At 36.5% G+C, this 19,913-nt stretch carries 19 protein-coding genes; 14 read left to right on the forward strand and 5 right to left on the reverse strand.

Annotated features, from left to right (window positions below; translation table 11 throughout):
• Positions 1-37 precede the first annotated feature (37 nt).
• The 3 genes from ligA (at position 38) to GYM75_RS07615 (ending at position 2,893) form a co-directional block, all read left to right on the forward strand.
• Positions 38-2,116 (forward strand): NAD-dependent DNA ligase LigA, encoded by a 2,079-nt coding sequence (gene ligA / locus GYM75_RS07605; RefSeq protein ID WP_220215377.1) that lies wholly within the window; start codon positions 38-40, stop codon positions 2,114-2,116.
• A 63-nt stretch (positions 2,117-2,179) separates the two neighbouring features.
• Positions 2,180-2,695 carry an S-ribosylhomocysteine lyase gene (luxS, locus tag GYM75_RS07610; RefSeq protein WP_220215378.1) on the forward strand — a complete coding sequence of 172 codons (516 nt, stop codon included), beginning with the start codon at positions 2,180-2,182 and terminating at the stop codon, positions 2,693-2,695.
• Positions 2,696-2,704: 9 nt separating this feature from the next.
• A complete protein-coding gene (locus GYM75_RS07615; RefSeq protein WP_220215379.1) occupies positions 2,705-2,893 on the forward strand; it encodes a 2-hydroxymuconate tautomerase in 189 nt (62 codons plus the stop codon).
• 142 nt (positions 2,894-3,035) lie between these two features.
• Here the strand turns inward: GYM75_RS07615 and ribA are convergent, their stop codons facing one another.
• Positions 3,036-3,641 carry a GTP cyclohydrolase II gene (gene ribA, locus GYM75_RS07620; RefSeq protein ID WP_220215380.1) on the reverse strand — a complete coding sequence of 202 codons (606 nt, stop codon included), beginning with the start codon at positions 3,639-3,641 and terminating at the stop codon, positions 3,036-3,038.
• Between the two features lie 103 nt (positions 3,642-3,744).
• On the opposite strand from ribA, the gene GYM75_RS07625 reads away from it, so the two are divergent.
• The 6 genes from GYM75_RS07625 to GYM75_RS07650 all read left to right on the forward strand — a co-directional run bounded on the left by GYM75_RS07625 (position 3,745) and on the right by GYM75_RS07650 (position 9,576).
• Positions 3,745-4,473: a phosphatase PAP2 family protein gene (locus GYM75_RS07625; protein WP_220215381.1), complete on the forward strand. Its 729-nt coding sequence runs from the start codon at positions 3,745-3,747 to the stop codon at positions 4,471-4,473.
• A gap of 127 nt (positions 4,474-4,600) precedes the next feature.
• Positions 4,601-4,906 (forward strand): LapA family protein, encoded by a 306-nt coding sequence (locus tag GYM75_RS07630; protein ID WP_220215382.1) that lies wholly within the window; start codon positions 4,601-4,603, stop codon positions 4,904-4,906.
• Between the two features lie 12 nt (positions 4,907-4,918).
• Positions 4,919-6,097 (forward strand): lipopolysaccharide assembly protein LapB, encoded by a 1,179-nt coding sequence (gene lapB, locus GYM75_RS07635; protein ID WP_220215383.1) that lies wholly within the window; start codon positions 4,919-4,921, stop codon positions 6,095-6,097.
• 12 nt (positions 6,098-6,109) lie between these two features.
• On the forward strand, positions 6,110-6,892 hold the full coding sequence (locus GYM75_RS07640; RefSeq protein ID WP_220215384.1) for a YchF/TatD family DNA exonuclease: 783 nt from the start codon (positions 6,110-6,112) through the stop codon (positions 6,890-6,892).
• On the forward strand, positions 6,885-7,994 hold the full coding sequence (locus GYM75_RS07645) for a cupin domain-containing protein (protein WP_220215385.1): 1,110 nt from the start codon (positions 6,885-6,887) through the stop codon (positions 7,992-7,994). Before GYM75_RS07640 ends, GYM75_RS07645 begins: the two co-directional genes overlap by 8 nt.
• A gap of 340 nt (positions 7,995-8,334) precedes the next feature.
• A complete protein-coding gene (locus GYM75_RS07650; protein WP_220215386.1) occupies positions 8,335-9,576 on the forward strand; it encodes an MFS transporter in 1,242 nt (413 codons plus the stop codon).
• A gap of 85 nt (positions 9,577-9,661) precedes the next feature.
• Here the strand turns inward: GYM75_RS07650 and GYM75_RS07655 are convergent, their stop codons facing one another.
• From GYM75_RS07655 to GYM75_RS07670, 4 genes are all read right to left on the reverse strand, one after another.
• Positions 9,662-10,060 (reverse strand): hypothetical protein, encoded by a 399-nt coding sequence (locus GYM75_RS07655; protein WP_220215387.1) that lies wholly within the window; start codon positions 10,058-10,060, stop codon positions 9,662-9,664.
• 375 nt (positions 10,061-10,435) lie between these two features.
• Entirely contained in the window at positions 10,436-10,966 is a 531-nt protein-coding gene (locus tag GYM75_RS07660) for a hypothetical protein (RefSeq protein ID WP_220215388.1), read from the reverse strand.
• Between the two features lie 138 nt (positions 10,967-11,104).
• Entirely contained in the window at positions 11,105-11,992 is an 888-nt protein-coding gene (locus GYM75_RS07665) for an SDR family oxidoreductase (RefSeq protein ID WP_065557856.1), read from the reverse strand.
• Positions 11,993-12,377: 385 nt separating this feature from the next.
• Positions 12,378-12,839, reverse strand: coding sequence for a hypothetical protein (locus GYM75_RS07670; protein WP_220215389.1), 462 nt, complete (start codon positions 12,837-12,839; stop codon positions 12,378-12,380).
• A 471-nt stretch (positions 12,840-13,310) separates the two neighbouring features.
• Here GYM75_RS07670 and ilvG point away from each other — a divergent pair, with 471 nt between their 5' ends.
• The 5 genes from ilvG (at position 13,311) to ilvA (ending at position 19,849) form a co-directional block, all read left to right on the forward strand.
• Complete coding sequence (ilvG, locus tag GYM75_RS07675) at positions 13,311-14,987, forward strand: acetolactate synthase 2 catalytic subunit (protein WP_220215390.1); 1,677 nt, start codon at positions 13,311-13,313, stop codon at positions 14,985-14,987.
• A gap of 3 nt (positions 14,988-14,990) precedes the next feature.
• Positions 14,991-15,224, forward strand: coding sequence for an acetolactate synthase 2 small subunit (ilvM, locus tag GYM75_RS07680; RefSeq protein WP_220215391.1), 234 nt, complete (start codon positions 14,991-14,993; stop codon positions 15,222-15,224).
• Positions 15,225-15,390: 166 nt separating this feature from the next.
• Positions 15,391-16,320: a branched-chain amino acid transaminase gene (locus GYM75_RS07685; RefSeq protein ID WP_220215392.1), complete on the forward strand. Its 930-nt coding sequence runs from the start codon at positions 15,391-15,393 to the stop codon at positions 16,318-16,320.
• 137 nt (positions 16,321-16,457) lie between these two features.
• On the forward strand, positions 16,458-18,308 hold the full coding sequence (gene ilvD / locus GYM75_RS07690) for a dihydroxy-acid dehydratase (RefSeq protein ID WP_220215393.1): 1,851 nt from the start codon (positions 16,458-16,460) through the stop codon (positions 18,306-18,308).
• Between the two features lie 2 nt (positions 18,309-18,310).
• Entirely contained in the window at positions 18,311-19,849 is a 1,539-nt protein-coding gene (gene ilvA, locus GYM75_RS07695) for a threonine ammonia-lyase, biosynthetic (RefSeq protein WP_220215394.1), read from the forward strand.
• The last annotated feature ends 64 nt before the right edge of the window (positions 19,850-19,913 follow it).

The raw sequence follows: 19,913 nt of genomic DNA on the forward strand, positions 1-19,913 counted from the left end.
TGCAAAAATCCATATTTTAATTAAAGAGTCTATTATCATGTCATTATCTAATAAAGCAGAAAACTCAAAGAGCCCTACTACAGATTTAGACAAAATCACTGAACAGTTAAATTCATTACGTAATGAAATAAGACATCATGAATATTGTTATTATGTCTTAGATGCGCCTGAAATTCCGGATGCGGAATATGATAGATTGATAAAACAGCTTCAAACTATTGAACAGCAGCATCCCGAATTAATTACCCCTGACTCCCCTACTCAACGGGTTGGCGGTACTCCCTTATCTCAATTTGCCTCGATAAAACACGAAATACCAATGTTATCTTTAGATAATGTTTTTGATGAGACGAGTTTTATAGCCTTCAATAAAAGAGTAAAAGATCGCTTACACTTAAAAGAAAATGAACCGGTAGAATATTGTTGTGAATTAAAATTAGATGGATTAGCGGTAAGTTTACTTTATGAAGATGGTCAATTTGTGCAAGCAGCAACCCGAGGAGACGGCACAACAGGAGAAGACATTACTGCCAACGTCAAAACAATAAAAACCATTCCACTGGTTTTAAGGGGAGAGCAGATACCAAGACGCTTAGAAGTTCGAGGTGAAGTGTTCATGTCACATAAAGGCTTTGCCAAACTCAATGCTGAAGCAGAAAAACGAAACGAAAAAGTCTTTGCAAATCCTCGTAATGCAGCAGCAGGCTCTCTGAGACAATTAGACCCTAAAATTACAGCTAAAAGGCCTTTATCATTTTTCTGTTATGGTCTAGGTGTTACTGAAGGTGCGAGTCTGCCCGAAACGCATTATGACCGTTTAATGCAACTTAAAACTTGGGGATTACCTGTTAGTGATAAAGTTCAGGTGAAAAAAGGTGCGCAAGCTGCTTTAGATTACTTTAAACAAATTGGTGAAGAGCGCATGTCATTGGATTTTGACATAGACGGTGTGGTCATCAAAGTAAACAGTATCGCTTTACAAGAAGAACTTGGTTTTGTTGCCCGTGCGCCTCGTTGGGCAACGGCGTTTAAGTTTCCTGCGCAAGAAGAAATTACCCAATTAAATAAAGTAGACTTTCAAGTCGGCAGAACTGGCGCAATTACGCCTGTTGCAAGACTAGAGCCAGTGTCTGTTGCAGGTGTAATTGTCAGTAATGCAACTTTGCATAACAGTGATGAAATCGCCCGATTAGGTGTCCGAGAAGGTGACTATGTTTCTATACGCCGTGCAGGTGATGTAATTCCCAAAATTGTATCGGTCATATTAGATCGAAGACCAGCCGACACTAAAGCGATTATCTTTCCAACCCACTGCCCGATTTGTGGTTCTTTAATTGTTCGTGATGAAGGGCAAGCCGTATCTCGCTGTGCAGGCGGACTTATTTGCCCTGCGCAACGAAAAGAAGCGCTTAAACATTTTGTATCCCGTCGAGCCATGAATGTGGAAGGAATGGGCGATAGACTAATTGAACAGTTAGTGGATAAAGACTACGTTAAAACACCCGCAGATCTTTATAGACTAACGGTACCGTTACTCTGTTCGTTGGATAAAGTAGGCGATAAATCGGCTAAAAATTTATTAGCTGCGCTCGATACTTCAAAAAATACAACTTTAAGCCGCTTTATTTTTGCGCTTGGTATACCAAATGTCGGTGAAGTTACAGCTGAAAATTTGGCTAACCAATTTGGTAATTTAACGGCAATTGAAAATGCATCATTAGAACAACTACAATTAGTTAATGATATTGGTGTAGTTATTGCTGAAAGCATCATTGATTTTTTCCAAGAACCCCATAACCGAGACGTAATAGCACAATTAACCAGTGATGATATTGGTATTCATTGGCAAGACACCAATCCACAAGCACAATCAATGACAACCGATTCACCTTTTTCGGGTAAAACGATTGTGTTAACCGGGACTCTATCTGTTTTAACACGTGATGAAGCCAAAGATAAATTAAAACAACTTGGCGCCAAAGTGACGGGAAGCGTATCCAAAAATACAGATCTGGTGATTGCCGGTGAATCGGCCGGTTCAAAATTAGAAAAAGCGCAACAACTTGGCATTAAAGTCATTGATGAACAAGAGATGTTAAGTTTGCTTAATGAATAAGATTGTTTGGACTTGTCCAGTTATAGATAATATAACTGGCAACTCAACACCAAGGAGAAATTTATGCCATTATTAGATAGTTTTAAAGTTGATCACACAAAAATGCAAGCCCCTTTTGTCCGTGTTGCAAAAACGATGGTAACCCCAAAAGGCGATAATATCACCGTGTTCGATCTTCGTTTTACTATTCCAAATAAAGCACTACTACCTGAAAAAGGGATTCATACTTTAGAACATCTATTTGCAGGGTTTATGCGCGATCATCTCAACAGTGATACTGTTGAAATTATTGATATCTCGCCTATGGGATGTCGCACAGGATTTTACATGAGCTTAATCGGTCAACCTGATGAATCGCTCGTGGTTGATGCTTGGCTCAAATCCATGCATGATGTCCTCAATGTAACATCACAAAACCAAATACCTGAATTAAACGAATACCAATGTGGCACCTACAAAATGCATTCATTGGATGAAGCCAAGGCTATTGCTGAAAAAATTATTCACTCAGGTATCGGTATTTGTCATAATCAAGATATCGCATTAACGGATGCTCAACTTGCCACAATGAGACACTAGGAGTTTTTTATGCCAAATGTAACCATCGATTTTTTAGAAGGTCGTACTATTGAACAAAAAAGAGAAATGGCTAAACGCGTAACGGACGCGATTGTTCAAACGCTTAATTGTAAGCCTGAAGCGGTACAAATTATTATGCACGAATTATCCAAAGATCAGCTAGCAAATGGTGGTGAGCTGAGAATTGATAAAGAATAATACTTTTTATTTGCTATAAATACTAATAAATCCTGCTTTATATTGAACGACTTGTATATAAAATATTAAAAACCTCAAAAAATCATATTTCGTTTTTGAGGTTCAACTGTGTCAAATCAATTATCAATAACAACAAATGAGTTTAATGATCGCAGTGATGAAGATGAAGCAAATGCCCCATTTTATGGGCTTTGGTTTCTAAATAGTGTTCGTTATTTGGATTCTCACCCACTTCCAAAGGAACTCTTTCTGTAACCTGAATACCAGCTTGTTCCAATACTCTTATCTTTTCAGGATTATTCGTCAGCAAACGAATTTTTGATACACCGAGCAACGCTAGCATATCAGCACAAAGCTTAAAATCACGCTCATCGGCTGCAAATCCTAACTGCTCATTCGCTTCCACTGTATCTAAACCTTGGTCTTGCAGCGCATAAGCTCTAATTTTATTTAATAAGCCAATATTACGCCCTTCTTGTCGATGATAAATCAAAATTCCTTGACCTTCTTTAGCAATTTGTTTTAAAGCCGCTTCTAATTGAAAACCGCAATCACATCGCAAACTGAATAACGCATCACCTGTTAAACATTCAGAATGCACTCTAGTCAAAATAGACTTTGGCTCTGAAATATCACCAAAAACTAATGCGACGTGATCCTTGCCTGTTGCAATTTCTTCAAATCCGACAATAGTGAAACAGCCCCATGGCGTTGGTAGCTTTGCTTGAGCTACATGTTTTAATTGCATTATTATCTCCGTATTAAATAAATAACATAAACAAGAGCCTATTAAAAATAAACCACATCTATGTTAAAATAGACAGCACAATATGCTTTAATTGAGTTTTTAAATGAGGTTTGTTATAAAAAAAACAATAGCCACATTGGCTATTTTTTTAGTCGTACCATTGTTTATTATAGCCATAAATTGGCACTGGCTACCAGATTCATTAGACAATAAAACTGAATATTTTTTTTGGATCACTGAAACAGCTAGTTATCCATGGGCTATAATTACATCAATAATTTTTTTTATATTATTTTGCGCATTACTGACTAAAAGATCAGATCATGTTCTTAAAAAAATAACTTTAATATGGGTGATTCTTGTCAGCGTTTTATTATCAGGACAAATTATTAAATCCATCATAAAATCACAAACGGCAGAACCCAGACCTTATGTTTTATGGATGACAAAAGAGTTCAATATTAGTGATCAGTATTTTTATTCGCTTTCTAAACCAGAGAGAGCAGAAAAGATTCATCAATTACTAAAAGATTCAACGGTGATTCCTCGTTGGTTATCCAAACATTGGCAAAATGAAACGGGATACTCTTTTCCTTCAGGACATACACTTTTTTCTACAACGTTTGCCTTTTTAGCCATTATGCTGTTAAGCTTTAGACGTCACTATTTTGTTATTACATCTGTCATTTTATGGGCTGTTTTAATTGAGCTAAGCCGATTATTACTTGGCATGCACAGTCCGAAGGATTTAATTTTAGCCATAATAATAGCTTGGTGTATTTCATTAATCGGCTATGTTTATGCACGAAAATGGCATATAGTAGATAAATAATATTCATCAATATATAATTTTTAATCAAATTAAAAAAAATTTTGGTTTTTTGCTAATAAAGGACTATCAAAAAGTGCGAGAAAGCAATAAAAATGATTACAAGACGATTAAATAAAAGGTCACAATTATGAAACTAATTATAATGGTTATTATGATAATAGCTGTGTTTGCTCTATCGATAGCATTAGGAGCAGCTAATGAGCAAGTTGTCGAGTTTAATTATTTAATTGCTAAATCAGAGTTCAAATTATCTGCTTTACTTGCCATTTTATTTGGTTCAGGTTTCATCATTGGATGGCTTTTAACTGGTTTTTTCTATTTGAAAATAAAATTAAAGCTCTCATCAAATAAACGTAAATTAGATAAATTACAATCCAAATATGATGAACTGATAATGAATGACAAAAAAAATGAATTAACCAAAATTAATTAAGAAAAGACGATTATGTTTGAACTGTTATTTCTGTTACTTCCTATAGCAGCCGCCTATGGCTGGTATATGGGTGACAGAAATGCAAAACAAAAATACTTTAATGAATCTAATCGGCTATCTCGAGAATATGTAGATGGTTTGAATTTCCTTTTGTCTAATCAGAAAGATAAAGCAGTTGATCTTTTTCTTGATATGTTAAAAGAAGATGAAGGAACACTTGAAGCTCATTTAACTTTAGGAAACTTATTCCGTTCACGAGGTGAAGTAGACAGAGCAATACGAATTCATCAAGCGTTAATGGAAAGTTCATCGTTAACTTTTGAACAACGCCTATTGGCAATACAGCAACTAGGGCGAGATTATATGGTTGCTGGTTTTTATGACCGTGCCGAAGAAATGTTTCTACAATTAATTGACGAAGATGACTTTCAACAATATGCATTACAGCAACTAATTATTATTTATCAATCAACCAGTGAATGGTTAAATGCTATAAATGCCGCCACTAAGTTAGTTAGATTAGGAAACATTAAATACAGAACGGATATTGCTCAATTTTATTGCGAGTTGGCATCTCTTGCTATCGCTGCTGATGATTTAGAGAAAGCTTACAACTTATTACAAAAATCCGCTGCTGCTGATTCTAAGTGTGCAAGAACCTCTTTAATGCTTGGTCGAGTATTAATGGTACAAAATAAAATAGTACAAGCAATTGAATGTTTTAAGCAGATACTTCAACAAGATAAAGCATTCATTGGTGAGGCCTTACCGCTATTAAAAGAATGCTATTTACAAATAAATGAACAAGCGCAGTTTCAACAATTTTTACAACTCTGTGTTGAACAAGATACAGGAAATGTTGCAGAATTAATGCTTGCCGATTTGGTTGAAAAATCTAATGGTTTAGATGCTGCACAAAACTATATGTATCGTGAATTACTCAGGCATCCAAATTTAAAAGGTTTCTATCGCTTAATGAATTATCATGTGGCAGATGCTGAAGAAGGTCGAGCTAAAGAAAGCCTTTTACTTTTACGTAATATGGTAGGCGAGCAGATAAAGTTAGTGCCCAACTACCGTTGTACAAAATGTGGATTTACGGTCAATTCGATTTACTGGCTTTGCCCTGCTTGCCGTTCTTGGTCAACCATTAAACCGGTTAGAGATTTTGAACAACATTCTGAAAAATAAAAAGAGTTTTTTATGTATTTAATTGATTCTCATTGCCATTTAGACAGCTTAGATTTTAGCAATAAATCGATTGACGAAGTATTGCAAGCAGCAATACAGAACGATGTTAAACATTGCTTAAGCGTTGCAACTACACTTTCGGGCTATGAATCGATGAGAGATTTACTGCAACCTTATACTAAACAGTGTTCATTTTCATGTGGTATTCATCCGCTTAATTTAGATGAAGAAAGCTATGATGCTACTCGTTTTGAAATGTTAGCAAACCAAGAAAATGTGATTGCGCTTGGCGAAACCGGACTTGATTATTATTATCAACAAGATAATCTTGAACAGCAACAAGCAAACTTCAAAGAACATATTCGCCTAGGACGCAAACTGAGTAAACCTATCATTGTTCATACACGTAATGCACGTCAAGATACCTTGAAAATATTAAAAGATGAGCATGCCCATTCTGGCGTGTTGCACTGTTTTACCGAAGATATTGATACAGCTAAACAATTATTAGATATCGGTTTTTATATCTCTTTTTCAGGTATTATTACTTTTAAAAATGCTGAGCCATTACGTGAAGTTGCTAGATATGTGCCGCTAGATCGTATTTTAGTCGAAACCGATTCGCCTTATTTAGCACCTGTACCATACCGAGGGAATGAGAATCAGCCTGCTTATGTTCGTGAAGTCGCAGGTTATTTAGCTGCCCTAAAAGGGGTTTCTTTAGACGAGATAGCATTACAAACAACGAATAACTTTTGTCAATTATTTAATTTACAAGGGGCGTTACATGAGTAATAAGTTAACCATCGATTGGGAAGATTTTTTGACCAATTATTGGCAAAAAAAGCCTGTCATTTTACGTGATGCTTTTAAACATTTTGTCGATCCGATCACGCCGGAAGAACTTGCAGGATTAGCAATGGAAGAAGAGATTGACAGCCGGATAGTCACCAATAAAGATGGAAAATGGGATGCACAATTTGGACCTTTCATCGACTTTAACCATTTAGGGGAAAATCATTGGAGTCTGCTGGTACAGGCAGTAGATCACTGGCATGAACAAGCAGCTACATTAGTTGAACCTTTCAAATGCCTGCCACAATGGCAATTTGAAGATCTGATGATTTCTTATGCGACGGATAAGGCAGGCGTGGGGCCTCATATTGACAACTATGATGTATTTATCATTCAAGGTAAAGGATGCCGACGTTGGCAGGTTGGCGACCGCAATGAGCATTATAAACAATTTAGTGCTCATAAAGCGTTACTTCATGTTGAAAGCTATCAACCTATCATTGATGAAGAAATTACGGCGGGCGATATTCTGTATATACCGATAGGCTTCCCACATAATGGGGTTTCAATCGGAGAATCGCTCAGTTATTCTGTTGGTTTTAGAACCCAAACGTCTCAAGAACTATTAAGTGGCTTTGCGGATTATGTTATCGACAACCTACCTAATGGTATATTTTATCAAGATCCCGATTTAACACTGCCCAAAGATTCTTACCGGATACAATCTTATGAATTAGAAAAATTACAAGACCAAATAATTGAACTGGTTAGAACCCCTAAACTCTTTAACGATTGGTTCGGCAAACATATTACAATTCCTATGCATGAATTAAATATTGTGCCAGTTGATCCACCTTATGAATATGATGAATTTGTATCGCTTTTAAAAACTAATAATCTGTGCCGAGTACCGAGCATACGCATTCTAAAAGTAGGTGATTATGGCTATATACATGGTGAAAAAATCCCTTTGCCAATGCCTGTTATTGATCTTTTATGCCAAGAAGACGAACTCTATTATGAACAGTTTGATGAAGAATCGACGCTAAAGGTCATTTTGGATTTAGTTAACAAAGGCTATTGGTATTTTATCGAAGACTAGTCAAGATTATCCGCTGAGAAACACTCAGCGGAAATTAGCGATTTTTCGTTCTTATTTAAAAAAACGATTAATCCAAAAAATCATCAACACCATATTACAACTCTTTACATAAAATAAAATTTTCAACTTTAGATATATCTTTTAATAGGTTTATATATAAAGTAACTTACAAGAAATGATTATTTTCTAGCACATATCCTATTGTAAAGGCTTTTAGCTTGGATTTTTAAAGTTTTTAAGTATATACTTTGCACCGCTTTTAACTTGCCTTATTGAATACGCCAGCAAGCCATTCTAAAGGTAAAGTTTGAATAACTATTCACAATCATTAGAGGTAAATATGAAGACTGCGATAGACACATCTAAACAAGCTGAAAGTGAAACTGGTTCCATTACAACTTATCAAAAAAGAACGCTTTTTGCCTCTACTGTCGGCTACGCATTAGATGGTTTGGATATGATGATTTTAGGGGTCTGCTTTACTCTAATTCAATCTACTTTTAACCTGACCAACACCGATTTAGGAACATTAACCTCAGTAACATTATTAGGTGCAGTACTGGGCGGAATACTTTTTGGCACCTTAGCAGACAAATATGGTCGAGTAAAAGTCTTTTCATGGACTATTATTATATTTTCAGTATTTACCGGACTGTGTGCTATTTCACCAAATTATGAAAGCTTTTTAGTTTTCCGTTTTTTAAGTGGTCTTGGGCTAGGTGGCGAGTTTGGCATTGGCATGACGTTAGTGTCAGAAAGTTGGCCTAAACACAAGCGTTCAAGAGCAACATCGATTGTTGCTTTAGGATTTCAGTTAGGCATTATACTGGCAGCCTTAACGGTAAATTTTATCGGAGAAGCACATGGTTGGCGCTGGGCTTTTGCTGTTGGAGTACTACCTGCACTGTTTGTTGCTTGGACACGCAAAGGATTGAAAGAACCTGAAATTTGGCAATCTTTGAAAGATCAAAACAAAAATAAAATCGCAATAGGCAAACTATTTAAAAATGTCAAAACATCCTCAACAACTGTTGGTTTAACCATTGCTTGTGCCGTACAAAACTTTGGTTTTTATGGCATCATGACATGGATGCCAACCATGATCGCAACCGAACGAGGACTATCATTCAAAAATACCATGTTTTGGACAATATCAACTACCATCGGCATGTCATTGGGCATTTTAATTTTTGGTTGGTTATGTGACAAATTTGGACGTCGACCTTCTTATATTGTCTTTTTATTAGTTTCTGCCATATCCATTTGGTTTTATTTTCAACAAACCGATATGGTCGTTTTAATACTATTTGGTTCAGTGATTGGTTTTTTTGTCAATGGAATGATGGGAGGATATGGTGCACTACTGGCTGAACACTACCCAACAGATGCACGTTCAAGTGCTGAGAACATTATCTTTAATGTTGGACGAGGAATTGCTGGTGTATCACAAGTCTTAATTGCCTACTTAGCCACGGTTTATTCTATAAGCTATGCATTAGCTTTATTGTCTGCTGCTTACTTGTTATCCGCTGCTGCATTTATGTTTTTAATACCAGAAACTAAAGGAAAGGCGTTAGAATAGTTTTTAATTACAGGGCTCAGCCCTGTAATAATAAAACACTTTATCGAAAGCATTTAACCATGCTAACAAAAGCAAACAACTAAATTTATTTTTTACAATCTGCTGGTTTAATAGTTATTGATAAAGTCATTTCGTTATTAATGTAATAATCGCTTTGCATACCATTTGAGAATGCTTTTTTTAATTGAGCAATATCTTTATCATCAGAACAATAAAGCTCAAGAATGTCTTTACGGATCAATTTTTCGGCTTCCGGTGATTTTAAATCTTCTGCATCGATATTTTTAATATCATACTTATATATGAGTAGATCATTGTTTTTGGAAATATCCACTAATGTAGTATTCTCATCATAAACGATAGGGAGTTGTTTTTTGACAAATTTAATTGCAAAATCTTGCTCTGCTTCCTTAGAGTTGATATTATCACAACCCAATAGTTCCAAACCTAATGCCATCAATACTACAATTTTCATATATTTCATGTTATTACCCATTATCAAAAATTAATATTATTTTGTTGTCTCCACTTTCGATAGACGATTAATAGCGAAAGGAAAACAGCGACCAAAACTTATATAGTTTGGAAGCTGATTTTAATAGATTGTTAAAAATACGCAATACTATATATATTTTTATTTATATACCGATATTAAATCTGAAAATCATTTTCATTTAAAATCTACGTAATAACATTATGAGTAATCTTGATAATTAAAACGCATTATTGAGTTAACCCTAATTAATATACTATTTTACCTTTACCATTTTCATTTTTAAAATCAGATTTAGATAAATACATTTATCAATTGCAAAATAAAAAAGGGCTATGATTAGCCCCTTTTTCTAAAAACTAAACTCTACAATTTATCATCACAATCACTTGGTTTAAGACTAAGGATTAATGCATTATCATTATTAATATAGTAATTATGTGTAGCACCTTCAGGGAAAGCGAGTCTTAATGCTTTCTTCATTAGATCTGAGCTACAATAATCGGTAAGTAAATTATTTAATAATGTTTTTTGGGTATTTTCAATTTTTAAATCATCTTTAGTCAGACCTTTAACATCATATTTATAATTAATAGTGTTATTTTCTTTTGATACATCTACCAGTGATGTATTTTGATCAATATTCAATGGTAATGTTTGTTTAATATTTTTAATTACAGCATCTTGTGCAAAATTATAGTTACCTTCTTTCAACTTATTCATAATATCGTTAGTTTCTGATTTTGCTTGTTCGAAATAATCTTGAGTTTTATTACTGATATCAGAACCTGTTTGTTGTACTTTCTGTTTAATATCATCAACAGTCGATTTAGAGTTATCACAATTAACCAAAAAAATACTTAATAATGCAAGCGAGATTACTTTAAAAAATTTCATTTTTTTGCCTTTATTCTAAGTTAAGTTTTTAACACTATTATGAAAGTTCATAATAGAACGTGATTTAAGATGTCTTGCTTAAAATTTTTAGTCATAAAAGAGCCTGAGCAGCTCTTTTATAACGATATAACTATTGGATTAATTTGTATGCTCACCACCCGTTACACCATAAGTTTCTGCCGTGGTATAACTTGACTCTTCTGAAGCCAAATGTACATAAACCCCAGCAAGTTCAACAGGTTGCCCTGCTCTTTTAAGTGGTGTTTCTTTACCAAATTCAGGAATTGCATCACTAAGTTGTCCGCCACAAACCTGTAATGGAGTCCAGACAGGGCCAGGAGCAACACTATTAGCACGAATACCTTTACTCGCTAATTGCTTAGCTAGTGCTTTTGTAAAAGCAATAATGGCCGATTTAGTGGAAGCATAATCTAATAATGTTGGACCAGGTTGGAAGGCTTGAACAGATGAAGTAGTAATAATTGTCGAACCGGGTTTTAAATAACCTAATGCCGCTTTAGTTACCCAAAATAGCGAAAAGACATTAATTTCGAATGTTTTGCGAATTTGCTCTGTAGTCAGATCCATAATATCAGCTACCGCAGTTTGTTTACCTGCAACCAACGTTAAGTTATCTAATCCGCCAAGTTTATGATGAGCTTCATCCACCATTTTTTTACAAAACGCTTCATCACTTAAGTCACCCGGTATCAATACCGCTTTACGTCCGGCAGCTTCAATGACTTTTGCCACATCTTCAGCATCTTTTTGCTCATCAGGATGATAATTGATCGCTACATCCGCACCTTCTTTAGCATAAGCGATTGCTGCTGCACGACCAATACCTGAATCTCCACCTGTGACCAACATTTTAAGACCTTCTAAACGTTGATGACCTTTATAACTTTTTTCACCACAGTCCGGAACCGGATTCATCTCACATTGCAAACCCGGTGCTTTCTGTTTTTGTTTTGGAAATTTCTCATGATAATATTTGGTCGTTGGATTACAGGTTTGTTTACTCATAATTTTCTCCTAAGTTAAACACATACATGTTCATAAACGATAAATAACTTAAATAAAATCAATTAATAATGACAAAACCATATAACTAGATAAAAGTAGAGATAAATCAATTAACTATATTGATAAATACGATGAATAGTGATAAAGACTTAAATATTATTTTTAAATAATCATTAATCTGTTACGAACAGAATCCAAACATAATATTAACTGTGGCTTTCCATAAAAGACGTGGCGATAATACAATTTATCAATCAACAAAACGTAAATTCATAGAATTTGATAAACGATCTCAGTTTAACAAATAAACGTAGATTAAGCCAGCCTATAACAATTGAATTCAATACTGCAATAGCACAATAAACATAATTATTGAATTAATACATTATGATTTTTCTGACTGACAATCATCTGGATTTAGTTCAACAATAACAATCTCTTCATCATTGATAAAATAATGATAATTCGCACCATTTGGAAACACATTTTTCAGTTCTTTCATTTGTGGCACATTTTGACAATAATCATTAAGTAAATTACTGCGTAAAGTATCAAGGGTAGATGTTAATAATAATGCTTGTTTAGGGGTGTTTTTTACTCGGTATTTATAATTGATACTATTATTATCTGCAAAAACATCAAATAGTGTTGTCAACTCATCAATTTCTATAGGCAACTCGTTTTTTACTGCATTAATTTCTAAATTTTGCGAAGTGAGCAAATCATTATTAGGTAAAGATGAAGTTGAACTTTCAGCAGAAGAATGATTTGACACAGGTTTAGCGTTATCACAATTAAGCAGCACAAAACCAATACTTATTAAAACAATTATCTTTAATATGTTCATACATATTTCGCCTTTTATTATTTTAAAAGTGTTTTTTTATATGAAACTAGGTAAATAAGCAGATAAAAACGATTGTTGATTAACATTTATACACTAATCTTTGTAAAATGCCAATTAAAAACTCGTACAACGATAAAATCATTTTAGACATCAATCACCATTATTTTCAAACTTCTTGCAATCGCAAAAACAAGACTTTAAAAAAACACAAAAAAACAGTTGAATTTTTTTCTAAAACGAGTATTTTGTTAAGAATACTTACTCAAAGAAGCAAAAAAAATTTAAATAAAACGTATGAATTTTTCACTTATTATCGTCCTCATCAACATTCTTGTCAGCGTGGTCATTATTCCAGCGCGGGGGCGTTCTTTGAGTTAAAAAAGCTTCATAGTTAACCCAAAACCCCCGCCCCAAAAAGCGGGGGTTTTTTTATGAGCAATGCAAATACCTGAAAAAAAGAGCGAGGAATAAATGTTAGGAACACAGTGGATAGTAAAAACCTTAAAAGAAAAAGGCGTTACCACCGTATTTGGGTATCCTGGTGGACAAATTATGCCTCTGTATGATGCCCTTTATGATGGCGGTATTGAACATGTGTTATGTCGTCACGAACAAGGTGCTGCAATGGCTGCTATAGGTTATGCGAGGGCGACAGGCAAAACAGGGGTATGTATTGCCACATCGGGGCCGGGAGCAACCAATATTATCACGGGACTTGCAGATGCTTTGATTGATTCAGTTCCAATCGTTGCAATAACGGGTCAAGTACCTAATAACTTAATCGGTACCGATGCCTTTCAAGAAGTTGATGTATTAGGTTTGTCATTGGCGTGTACTAAACACAGTTATTTAATTGATGATGCGCATGACTTACCCAATATATTCGAGGAGGCATTTACCTTAGCCAACTCAGGCAGACCGGGACCAATATTGATTGACGTTCCGAAAGATATCCAGCTTGCCAACTTAGATTACCAACAATATTTAACCAACCACACTTCTCAAAGTTATCTCAACAAATCAAAATCCTTTGTTATCTCTTCTGATGATATAAAATTAACTAAAGCGATGATTCAAGATGCCAAAAAACCCATGCTTTATATTGGTGGTGGGGTTGGGCTTTCTGGCGCGATATCAAAATTAAGACAATTTATGGAAATGACTCAAATTCCGAGCGTTTCAACCTTAAAAGGATTAGGGGCTGCTGATATCAATAATCCCTATTATTTAGGATTAATTGGCATGCATGGTTCTAAAGCAGCGAACTTAGCCGTGCAAGAGTGTGATCTATTAATTGCGTTAGGGGTACGATTTGATGACCGTGTTACCGGAAACCTGAATGAATTTGCTCGCCATGCTAAAGTCATTCATATTGATATCGATCAGGCTGAAATTAATAAATTAAAGCAAACGCATTTAGGGTTACAAGGCGATATCAAACAAGTCTTACCTTTAATTCACCAAACCGTATCGATAGAAGATTGGCATAAAAGAATAGACCAATTACGAAAAGCGTATCCAACTCGTTATGATCATCCGGGCGAACCTATCTATGCCCCAGCGTTACTCAAAAGCCTTTCTGAACAAAAAACAGCTACCACAATTGTCACTACCGATGTTGGTCAACATCAAATGTGGACGGCTCAGCACATGCAATTTAACCATCCACAAAACTTTATTACTTCTAGTGGACTTGGCACAATGGGATTTGGTTTACCAGCTGCCATTGGAGCACAACTAGCAAGACCAAATGATTGTGTGATATGCATTTCTGGCGATGGCTCTTTTATGATGAATGTTCAAGAGCTGACCACAATTAAACGCAAAAAATTACCGATTAAGATTGTATTAATTGATAATCAACGTTTGGGCATGGTTAGACAATGGCAAGAACTCTTTTTCAATCAAAGATACAGCGAAACCAATTTATCTGACAATCCTGATTTTTTAATGCTGGCTAAAGCCTTCGATATCGACGGACAAAAAATTACCCAAAAATCAGAAATTCAAAGCGCCATCGATACGCTATTAAATTCAACAGGTGCCTATTTATTACATGTGTGTATCGATGAACTTGAAAACGTATGGCCTCTTGTTCCACCCGGTGCTGCCAATGAAAATATGTTAGATAACAACAGTAAGGAGTAAAGGATGAGTAATAAAGATCAGCATCAATTTACTATCACCGCTTATGATAAATTAGGAACACTTGAGCGTATCTTACGGGTTATACGCCACCGTGGTGGTCACATTAAACAGATGCAAATGCAGACTAAAGATGATCAGATACTATCATTATCTTTAGCATTAACAACAAAGCGCCCTATTTCAGCACTACTTAATCAGATCGACAAATTGGTAGACGTGATATCGATTGAAATATAGTTATTTTAATAATAAATCATGATGAAATAATAAGTTAAATTTATAAAAGTATACACTTTAGCAGTTAAACAAAATCGATAGTATAGTATAATGCTTGACCGTTTATTGTTGAAAGCACCGAGCTATATCTATGCTAAACAAAAGTAAAATTTAAGAGGAAATAAAAATGAGTTCTACAGCAAAATCGGATTATATTTGGTTCAATGGTGAAATGGTTCCATGGGCAGATGCTAAAATTCATATCATGTCTCATGCTTTACATTATGGTACTTCAGTTTTTGAAGGAGTTCGTTGTTATAAAACTCATCAAGGCCCTGCTATTTTCCGTCATAAAGAACACGCACAACGATTATTAAATTCAGCCAAAATATACCGTTTTCCTGTTCCTTACACGATTGAAGAAATCATGGAAGCAACGCGTCAAACTATCAAGAAAAATAACTTAGAAAGTGCCTATATTCGTCCTCTTGTCTTTATTGGTGATGTCGGTATGGGCGTTAATCCGCCTGCTGGTTATAAAACTGATGTCATGATTGCCGCTTTCCCTTGGGGGGCCTATTTAGGTGAAGATGCATTAGATCAAGGAATTGATGCGATGGTTTCTTCATGGAATCGTGTCGCATCCAATACCATTCCGGCAGCCGCAAAAGCGGGGGGTAACTATTTATCATCATTATTAATTGGCTCAGAAGCTCGTGCTAATGGTTTCCAAGAAGGGATTGCCTTAGATGTACATGGTCATCTTTCAGAAGGTGCGGGTGAAAATCTATTTATCATTAAAGACGGTGTACTATTCACTCCTGTATTATCTTGCTCTGCACTTCCTGGTATTACTCGTGATGCCGTATTAACGCTTGCTCGTGATTTGGGTATCGAAGTCCGTGAACAAATTTTATCGCGCGAATCACTCTATTTAGCTGACGAAGTCTTTATGACCGGTACCGCTGCCGAAATTACACCTGTACGAAGCGTTGACCGCATTCAAGTAGGTATTGGACGTTGTGGCCCAATCACTAAACAGATCCAACAAACATTCTTCGGGTTATTTAACGGTAAAACAGAAGATAAATATGGTTGGTTAGATATTATTAAATAATATCTCAAAAAATCCGCTAACTAATACGGCGGATAAATACTTTTTGTAATGTGATGCACATCAAAACATGATGGACTCATCAAAATGATAAACCGATTAAATCGGTCGCAAGTATAATAAGAACTTGGGAGCAACAAATGCCTAGATATCGATCAGCTACCTCCGTTGAAGGCAGAAACATGGCAGGAGCGCGCGCTTTATGGCGTGCTACTGGCGTAAAAAATGAAGATTTTGGTAAACCTATTATCGCCGTCGTAAACTCATTTACTCAGTTTGTACCGGGACATGTCCACCTTAAAGACATAGGACAACTAGTGGCTAAACAGATTGAAGCATCAGGTGGTATTGCTAAAGAGTTTAATACCATTGCAGTAGATGACGGTATTGCAATGGGGCATGGTGGTATGCTTTATTCGTTACCTTCACGTGAACTTATTGCCGATTCTGTAGAATACATGGTCAATGCGCACTGTGCTGATGCGATGATCTGCATCTCCAACTGTGACAAAATCACACCCGGTATGTTAATGGCATCACTCCGTTTAAATATCCCAACGGTTTTTGTCTCTGGTGGCCCTATGGAAGCTGGGAAAACCAAGCTTTCAGATCAAATCATCAAACTTGATCTTGTTGATGCCATGATTCAAAGCGCCAACCCCAATGTCAGTGACGCAGACAGTAAAGCGATTGAAGAATCAGCTTGTCCGACGTGTGGCTCATGTTCCGGCATGTTTACAGCGAATTCAATGAACTGCTTAACCGAAGCTTTAGGGCTTTCGTTACCCGGTAATGGATCCCTCATTGCCACTCACAAGCAACGTGAACAACTCTTTTTAAAAGCGGCCAAACGCATAGTTGAAATTACCAAACGTTATTACGAACATGATGATGAATCTTATCTACCAAGAGCCATCGCCACCAAAGCAGCCTATGAAAATGCCATGTCACTCGATATTGCGATGGGAGGCTCGACCAATACCGTTTTACACTTGCTTGCAACAGCGCAAGAAGGCGAAATTGATTTTACGATGTCAGATATCGATCGACTATCTCGTCAAGTACCGCATCTGTGTAAAGTTGCACCAAGTACAGCAAAATACCACATGGAAGATGTACACAGGGCGGGCGGTGTGGTATCCATCATGTCAGAACTTGACAAAGCAGGACTACTAAATCGCAATGTTCACAATGTGCTTGGACTATCATTACAAGAAACCTTTGCACAATATGACATTACGCAAACCCAAGATGAAGAAGTAAAAAAAATGTATCGCAGTGGGCCGGCTGGCATCCGTACAACGAAAGCATTTTCACAAGATTGTTACTGGGACACACTGGATGACGATCGGGAAAATGGTTGTATTCGTGACAAAGCGCATGCTTATAGCCAAGACGGCGGACTTGCCACACTCTATGGTAATGTTGCCCAAGATGGTGCTATCGTAAAAACGGCCAGTGTTGCCGCTGAAAATCTTGTGTTTAGAGGGCCTGCAAAAGTATTTGAAAGCCAAGAAGATGCAGTTGATGCCATTTTAGGTGGAAAAATAGTTGAAGGTGATGTCGTTGTGATCATCTATGAAGGCCCAAAAGGTGGGCCGGGAATGCAAGAAATGCTCTACCCTACCAGCTATTTAAAATCAATGGGACTTGGTAAAGCTTGTGCACTCATTACTGACGGTAGATTTTCAGGCGGATCATCAGGCTTATCCATTGGACATATTTCACCAGAAGCGGCTAACGGTGGCGTAATTGGTCTGGTACGTGATGGCGATATTATCGATATTGACATTCCTAATCGAAAATTAGTTTTAGATGTGCCTGAAGATGAACTAGAACGTCGTCGGGTGGCAGAGCTTACTCGTGGCGACAAAGCATTTACCCCTCATAATCGTGACCGCTATGTGTCGTTTGCCTTAAAAGCTTACGCAAGTTTAGCGACCAGTGCTGATAAAGGTGCCGTCCGCGATAAAAGTAAACTAGGTGGCTAAAAGTGAAACAACAAACAATACTGACTGGTGCTGATTATTTAAAAGCAACGCTTTGCAGTGCCGTATATGATGTGGCGCAAGTCACACCGCTTGAAAAAATGGATAAACTATCTGCCAGACTAAACAATCAGATATTTGTCAAACGTGAAGATCGTCAGCTAGTGCACAGTTTTAAAATTCGAGGTGCACAAGCGATGATCGCCAGCCTTTCCCCAGAAGAGCGACAATGTGGCGTTATTGCTGCTTCAGCTGGAAACCACGCACAAGGTGTGGCATTTTCAGCTAGCAAATTAGGTATAAAATCGCTCATTGTTATGCCGTTAACGACAGCGGACATCAAAGTAGAAGCAGTAAAAGGATTCGGTGGTGAAGTTTTACTTTATGGTGCGAATTTTGACGAAGCCAAAGCCAAAGCCTTAGAATTAGCCAAAGAACAACGACGCATTTTTATTCCCCCTTTTGATCACCCACTGGTGATTGCCGGACAAGGCAGTATTGCCATGGAACTGTTGCAACAAAATGCCAAACTCGATCGCATATTTGTCCCCGTTGGCGGTGGTGGACTTGCAGCAGGTGTGGCAGTCCTAATTAAACAAATTATGCCATCGATTAAAGTCATTGCAGTTGAACCTGAAGATGCAGCCTGTTTAAAAGCAGCCTTAGATGCTGGTCACCCAGTTGATTTAAATCGAGTAGGTTTATTTGCTGAAGGGGTTGCCGTTAAACGAATCGGTGATGAAACATTCAGACTTTGCCAACAATATATCGATGATATTATTACTGTTGATAGCGATGAAATTTGTGCGGCTGTCAAAGATTTATTTGATGATGTTCGTGCCATTGCTGAACCATCGGGTGCGGTCGCACTGGCGGGACTGAAAAAATACGTTGAAAAACACAATATTCAAGGTGAAAACCTTGCTCATATCTTATCGGGAGCTAATTTAAACTTCCATAATTTACGTTATGTGTCAGAACGCTGTGAATTGGGTGAAAAACGAGAAGTCTTAATCGCCGTGACGATTCCGGAGAAAAAAGGCAGTTTCCTAAAATTTTGTCAGATCTTGGGGGGGCGTTCAGTCACCGAATTTAATTATCGCTATCATGATGAAGAATCGGCATGCATATTTGTAGGTGTTAAAATCACTAAAAATAGTGAAAAAGATGACATCATGCAACAACTCACTTCAGCCGGTTATCCCGTGGTTGACCTGACTGATGATGAAATGGCTAAATTGCATGTTCGCTATATGATTGGTGGCAAGCCTTGTCAGCCAATTCAAGAACAAGTTTACAGTTTTGAATTCCCAGAATCGCAAGGGGCATTACTCAAATTCTTACAAACACTTGGTACTAACTGGAATATCTCAATGTTCCATTACCGAAGCCATGGGACTGATTATGGTCGCGTTCTTGCTGCATTTGAAATTGACCAAACCAATAGCCATGATTTTGGTAAACACTTAACCGAATTAGGTTATGGTTTCCATAACGAAACTGAAAATCCATCGTTAAAACTCTTTTTAACCAATTCGAATTAAATAAAGGAAGACTATTCACTTTTACGGGCATTGATTAAAGTGAATAGTCCTAAATCTTAATCAA

This window comes from Gilliamella sp. ESL0441 (assembly GCF_019469185.1).
Lineage (GTDB): Bacteria > Pseudomonadota > Gammaproteobacteria > Enterobacterales > Orbaceae > Gilliamella.

Coding starts and splice junctions, on each gene's coding strand:
- ligA (WP_220215377.1), top strand. CDS start 38: ATGTCATTATCTAATAAAGCAGAAAACTCAAAGAGCCCTACTACAGAT.
- luxS (WP_220215378.1), top strand. CDS start 2,180: ATGCCATTATTAGATAGTTTTAAAGTTGATCACACAAAAATGCAAGCC.
- GYM75_RS07615 (WP_220215379.1), top strand. CDS start 2,705: ATGCCAAATGTAACCATCGATTTTTTAGAAGGTCGTACTATTGAACAA.
- ribA (WP_220215380.1), bottom strand. CDS start 3,641: ATGCAATTAAAACATGTAGCTCAAGCAAAGCTACCAACGCCATGGGGC.
- GYM75_RS07625 (WP_220215381.1), top strand. CDS start 3,745: ATGAGGTTTGTTATAAAAAAAACAATAGCCACATTGGCTATTTTTTTA.
- GYM75_RS07630 (WP_220215382.1), top strand. CDS start 4,601: ATGAAACTAATTATAATGGTTATTATGATAATAGCTGTGTTTGCTCTA.
- lapB (WP_220215383.1), top strand. CDS start 4,919: ATGTTTGAACTGTTATTTCTGTTACTTCCTATAGCAGCCGCCTATGGC.
- GYM75_RS07640 (WP_220215384.1), top strand. CDS start 6,110: ATGTATTTAATTGATTCTCATTGCCATTTAGACAGCTTAGATTTTAGC.
- GYM75_RS07645 (WP_220215385.1), top strand. CDS start 6,885: ATGAGTAATAAGTTAACCATCGATTGGGAAGATTTTTTGACCAATTAT.
- GYM75_RS07650 (WP_220215386.1), top strand. CDS start 8,335: ATGAAGACTGCGATAGACACATCTAAACAAGCTGAAAGTGAAACTGGT.
- GYM75_RS07655 (WP_220215387.1), bottom strand. CDS start 10,060: ATGAAATATATGAAAATTGTAGTATTGATGGCATTAGGTTTGGAACTA.
- GYM75_RS07660 (WP_220215388.1), bottom strand. CDS start 10,966: ATGAAATTTTTTAAAGTAATCTCGCTTGCATTATTAAGTATTTTTTTG.
- GYM75_RS07665 (WP_065557856.1), bottom strand. CDS start 11,992: ATGAGTAAACAAACCTGTAATCCAACGACCAAATATTATCATGAGAAA.
- GYM75_RS07670 (WP_220215389.1), bottom strand. CDS start 12,839: ATGAACATATTAAAGATAATTGTTTTAATAAGTATTGGTTTTGTGCTG.
- ilvG (WP_220215390.1), top strand. CDS start 13,311: ATGTTAGGAACACAGTGGATAGTAAAAACCTTAAAAGAAAAAGGCGTT.
- ilvM (WP_220215391.1), top strand. CDS start 14,991: ATGAGTAATAAAGATCAGCATCAATTTACTATCACCGCTTATGATAAA.
- GYM75_RS07685 (WP_220215392.1), top strand. CDS start 15,391: ATGAGTTCTACAGCAAAATCGGATTATATTTGGTTCAATGGTGAAATG.
- ilvD (WP_220215393.1), top strand. CDS start 16,458: ATGCCTAGATATCGATCAGCTACCTCCGTTGAAGGCAGAAACATGGCA.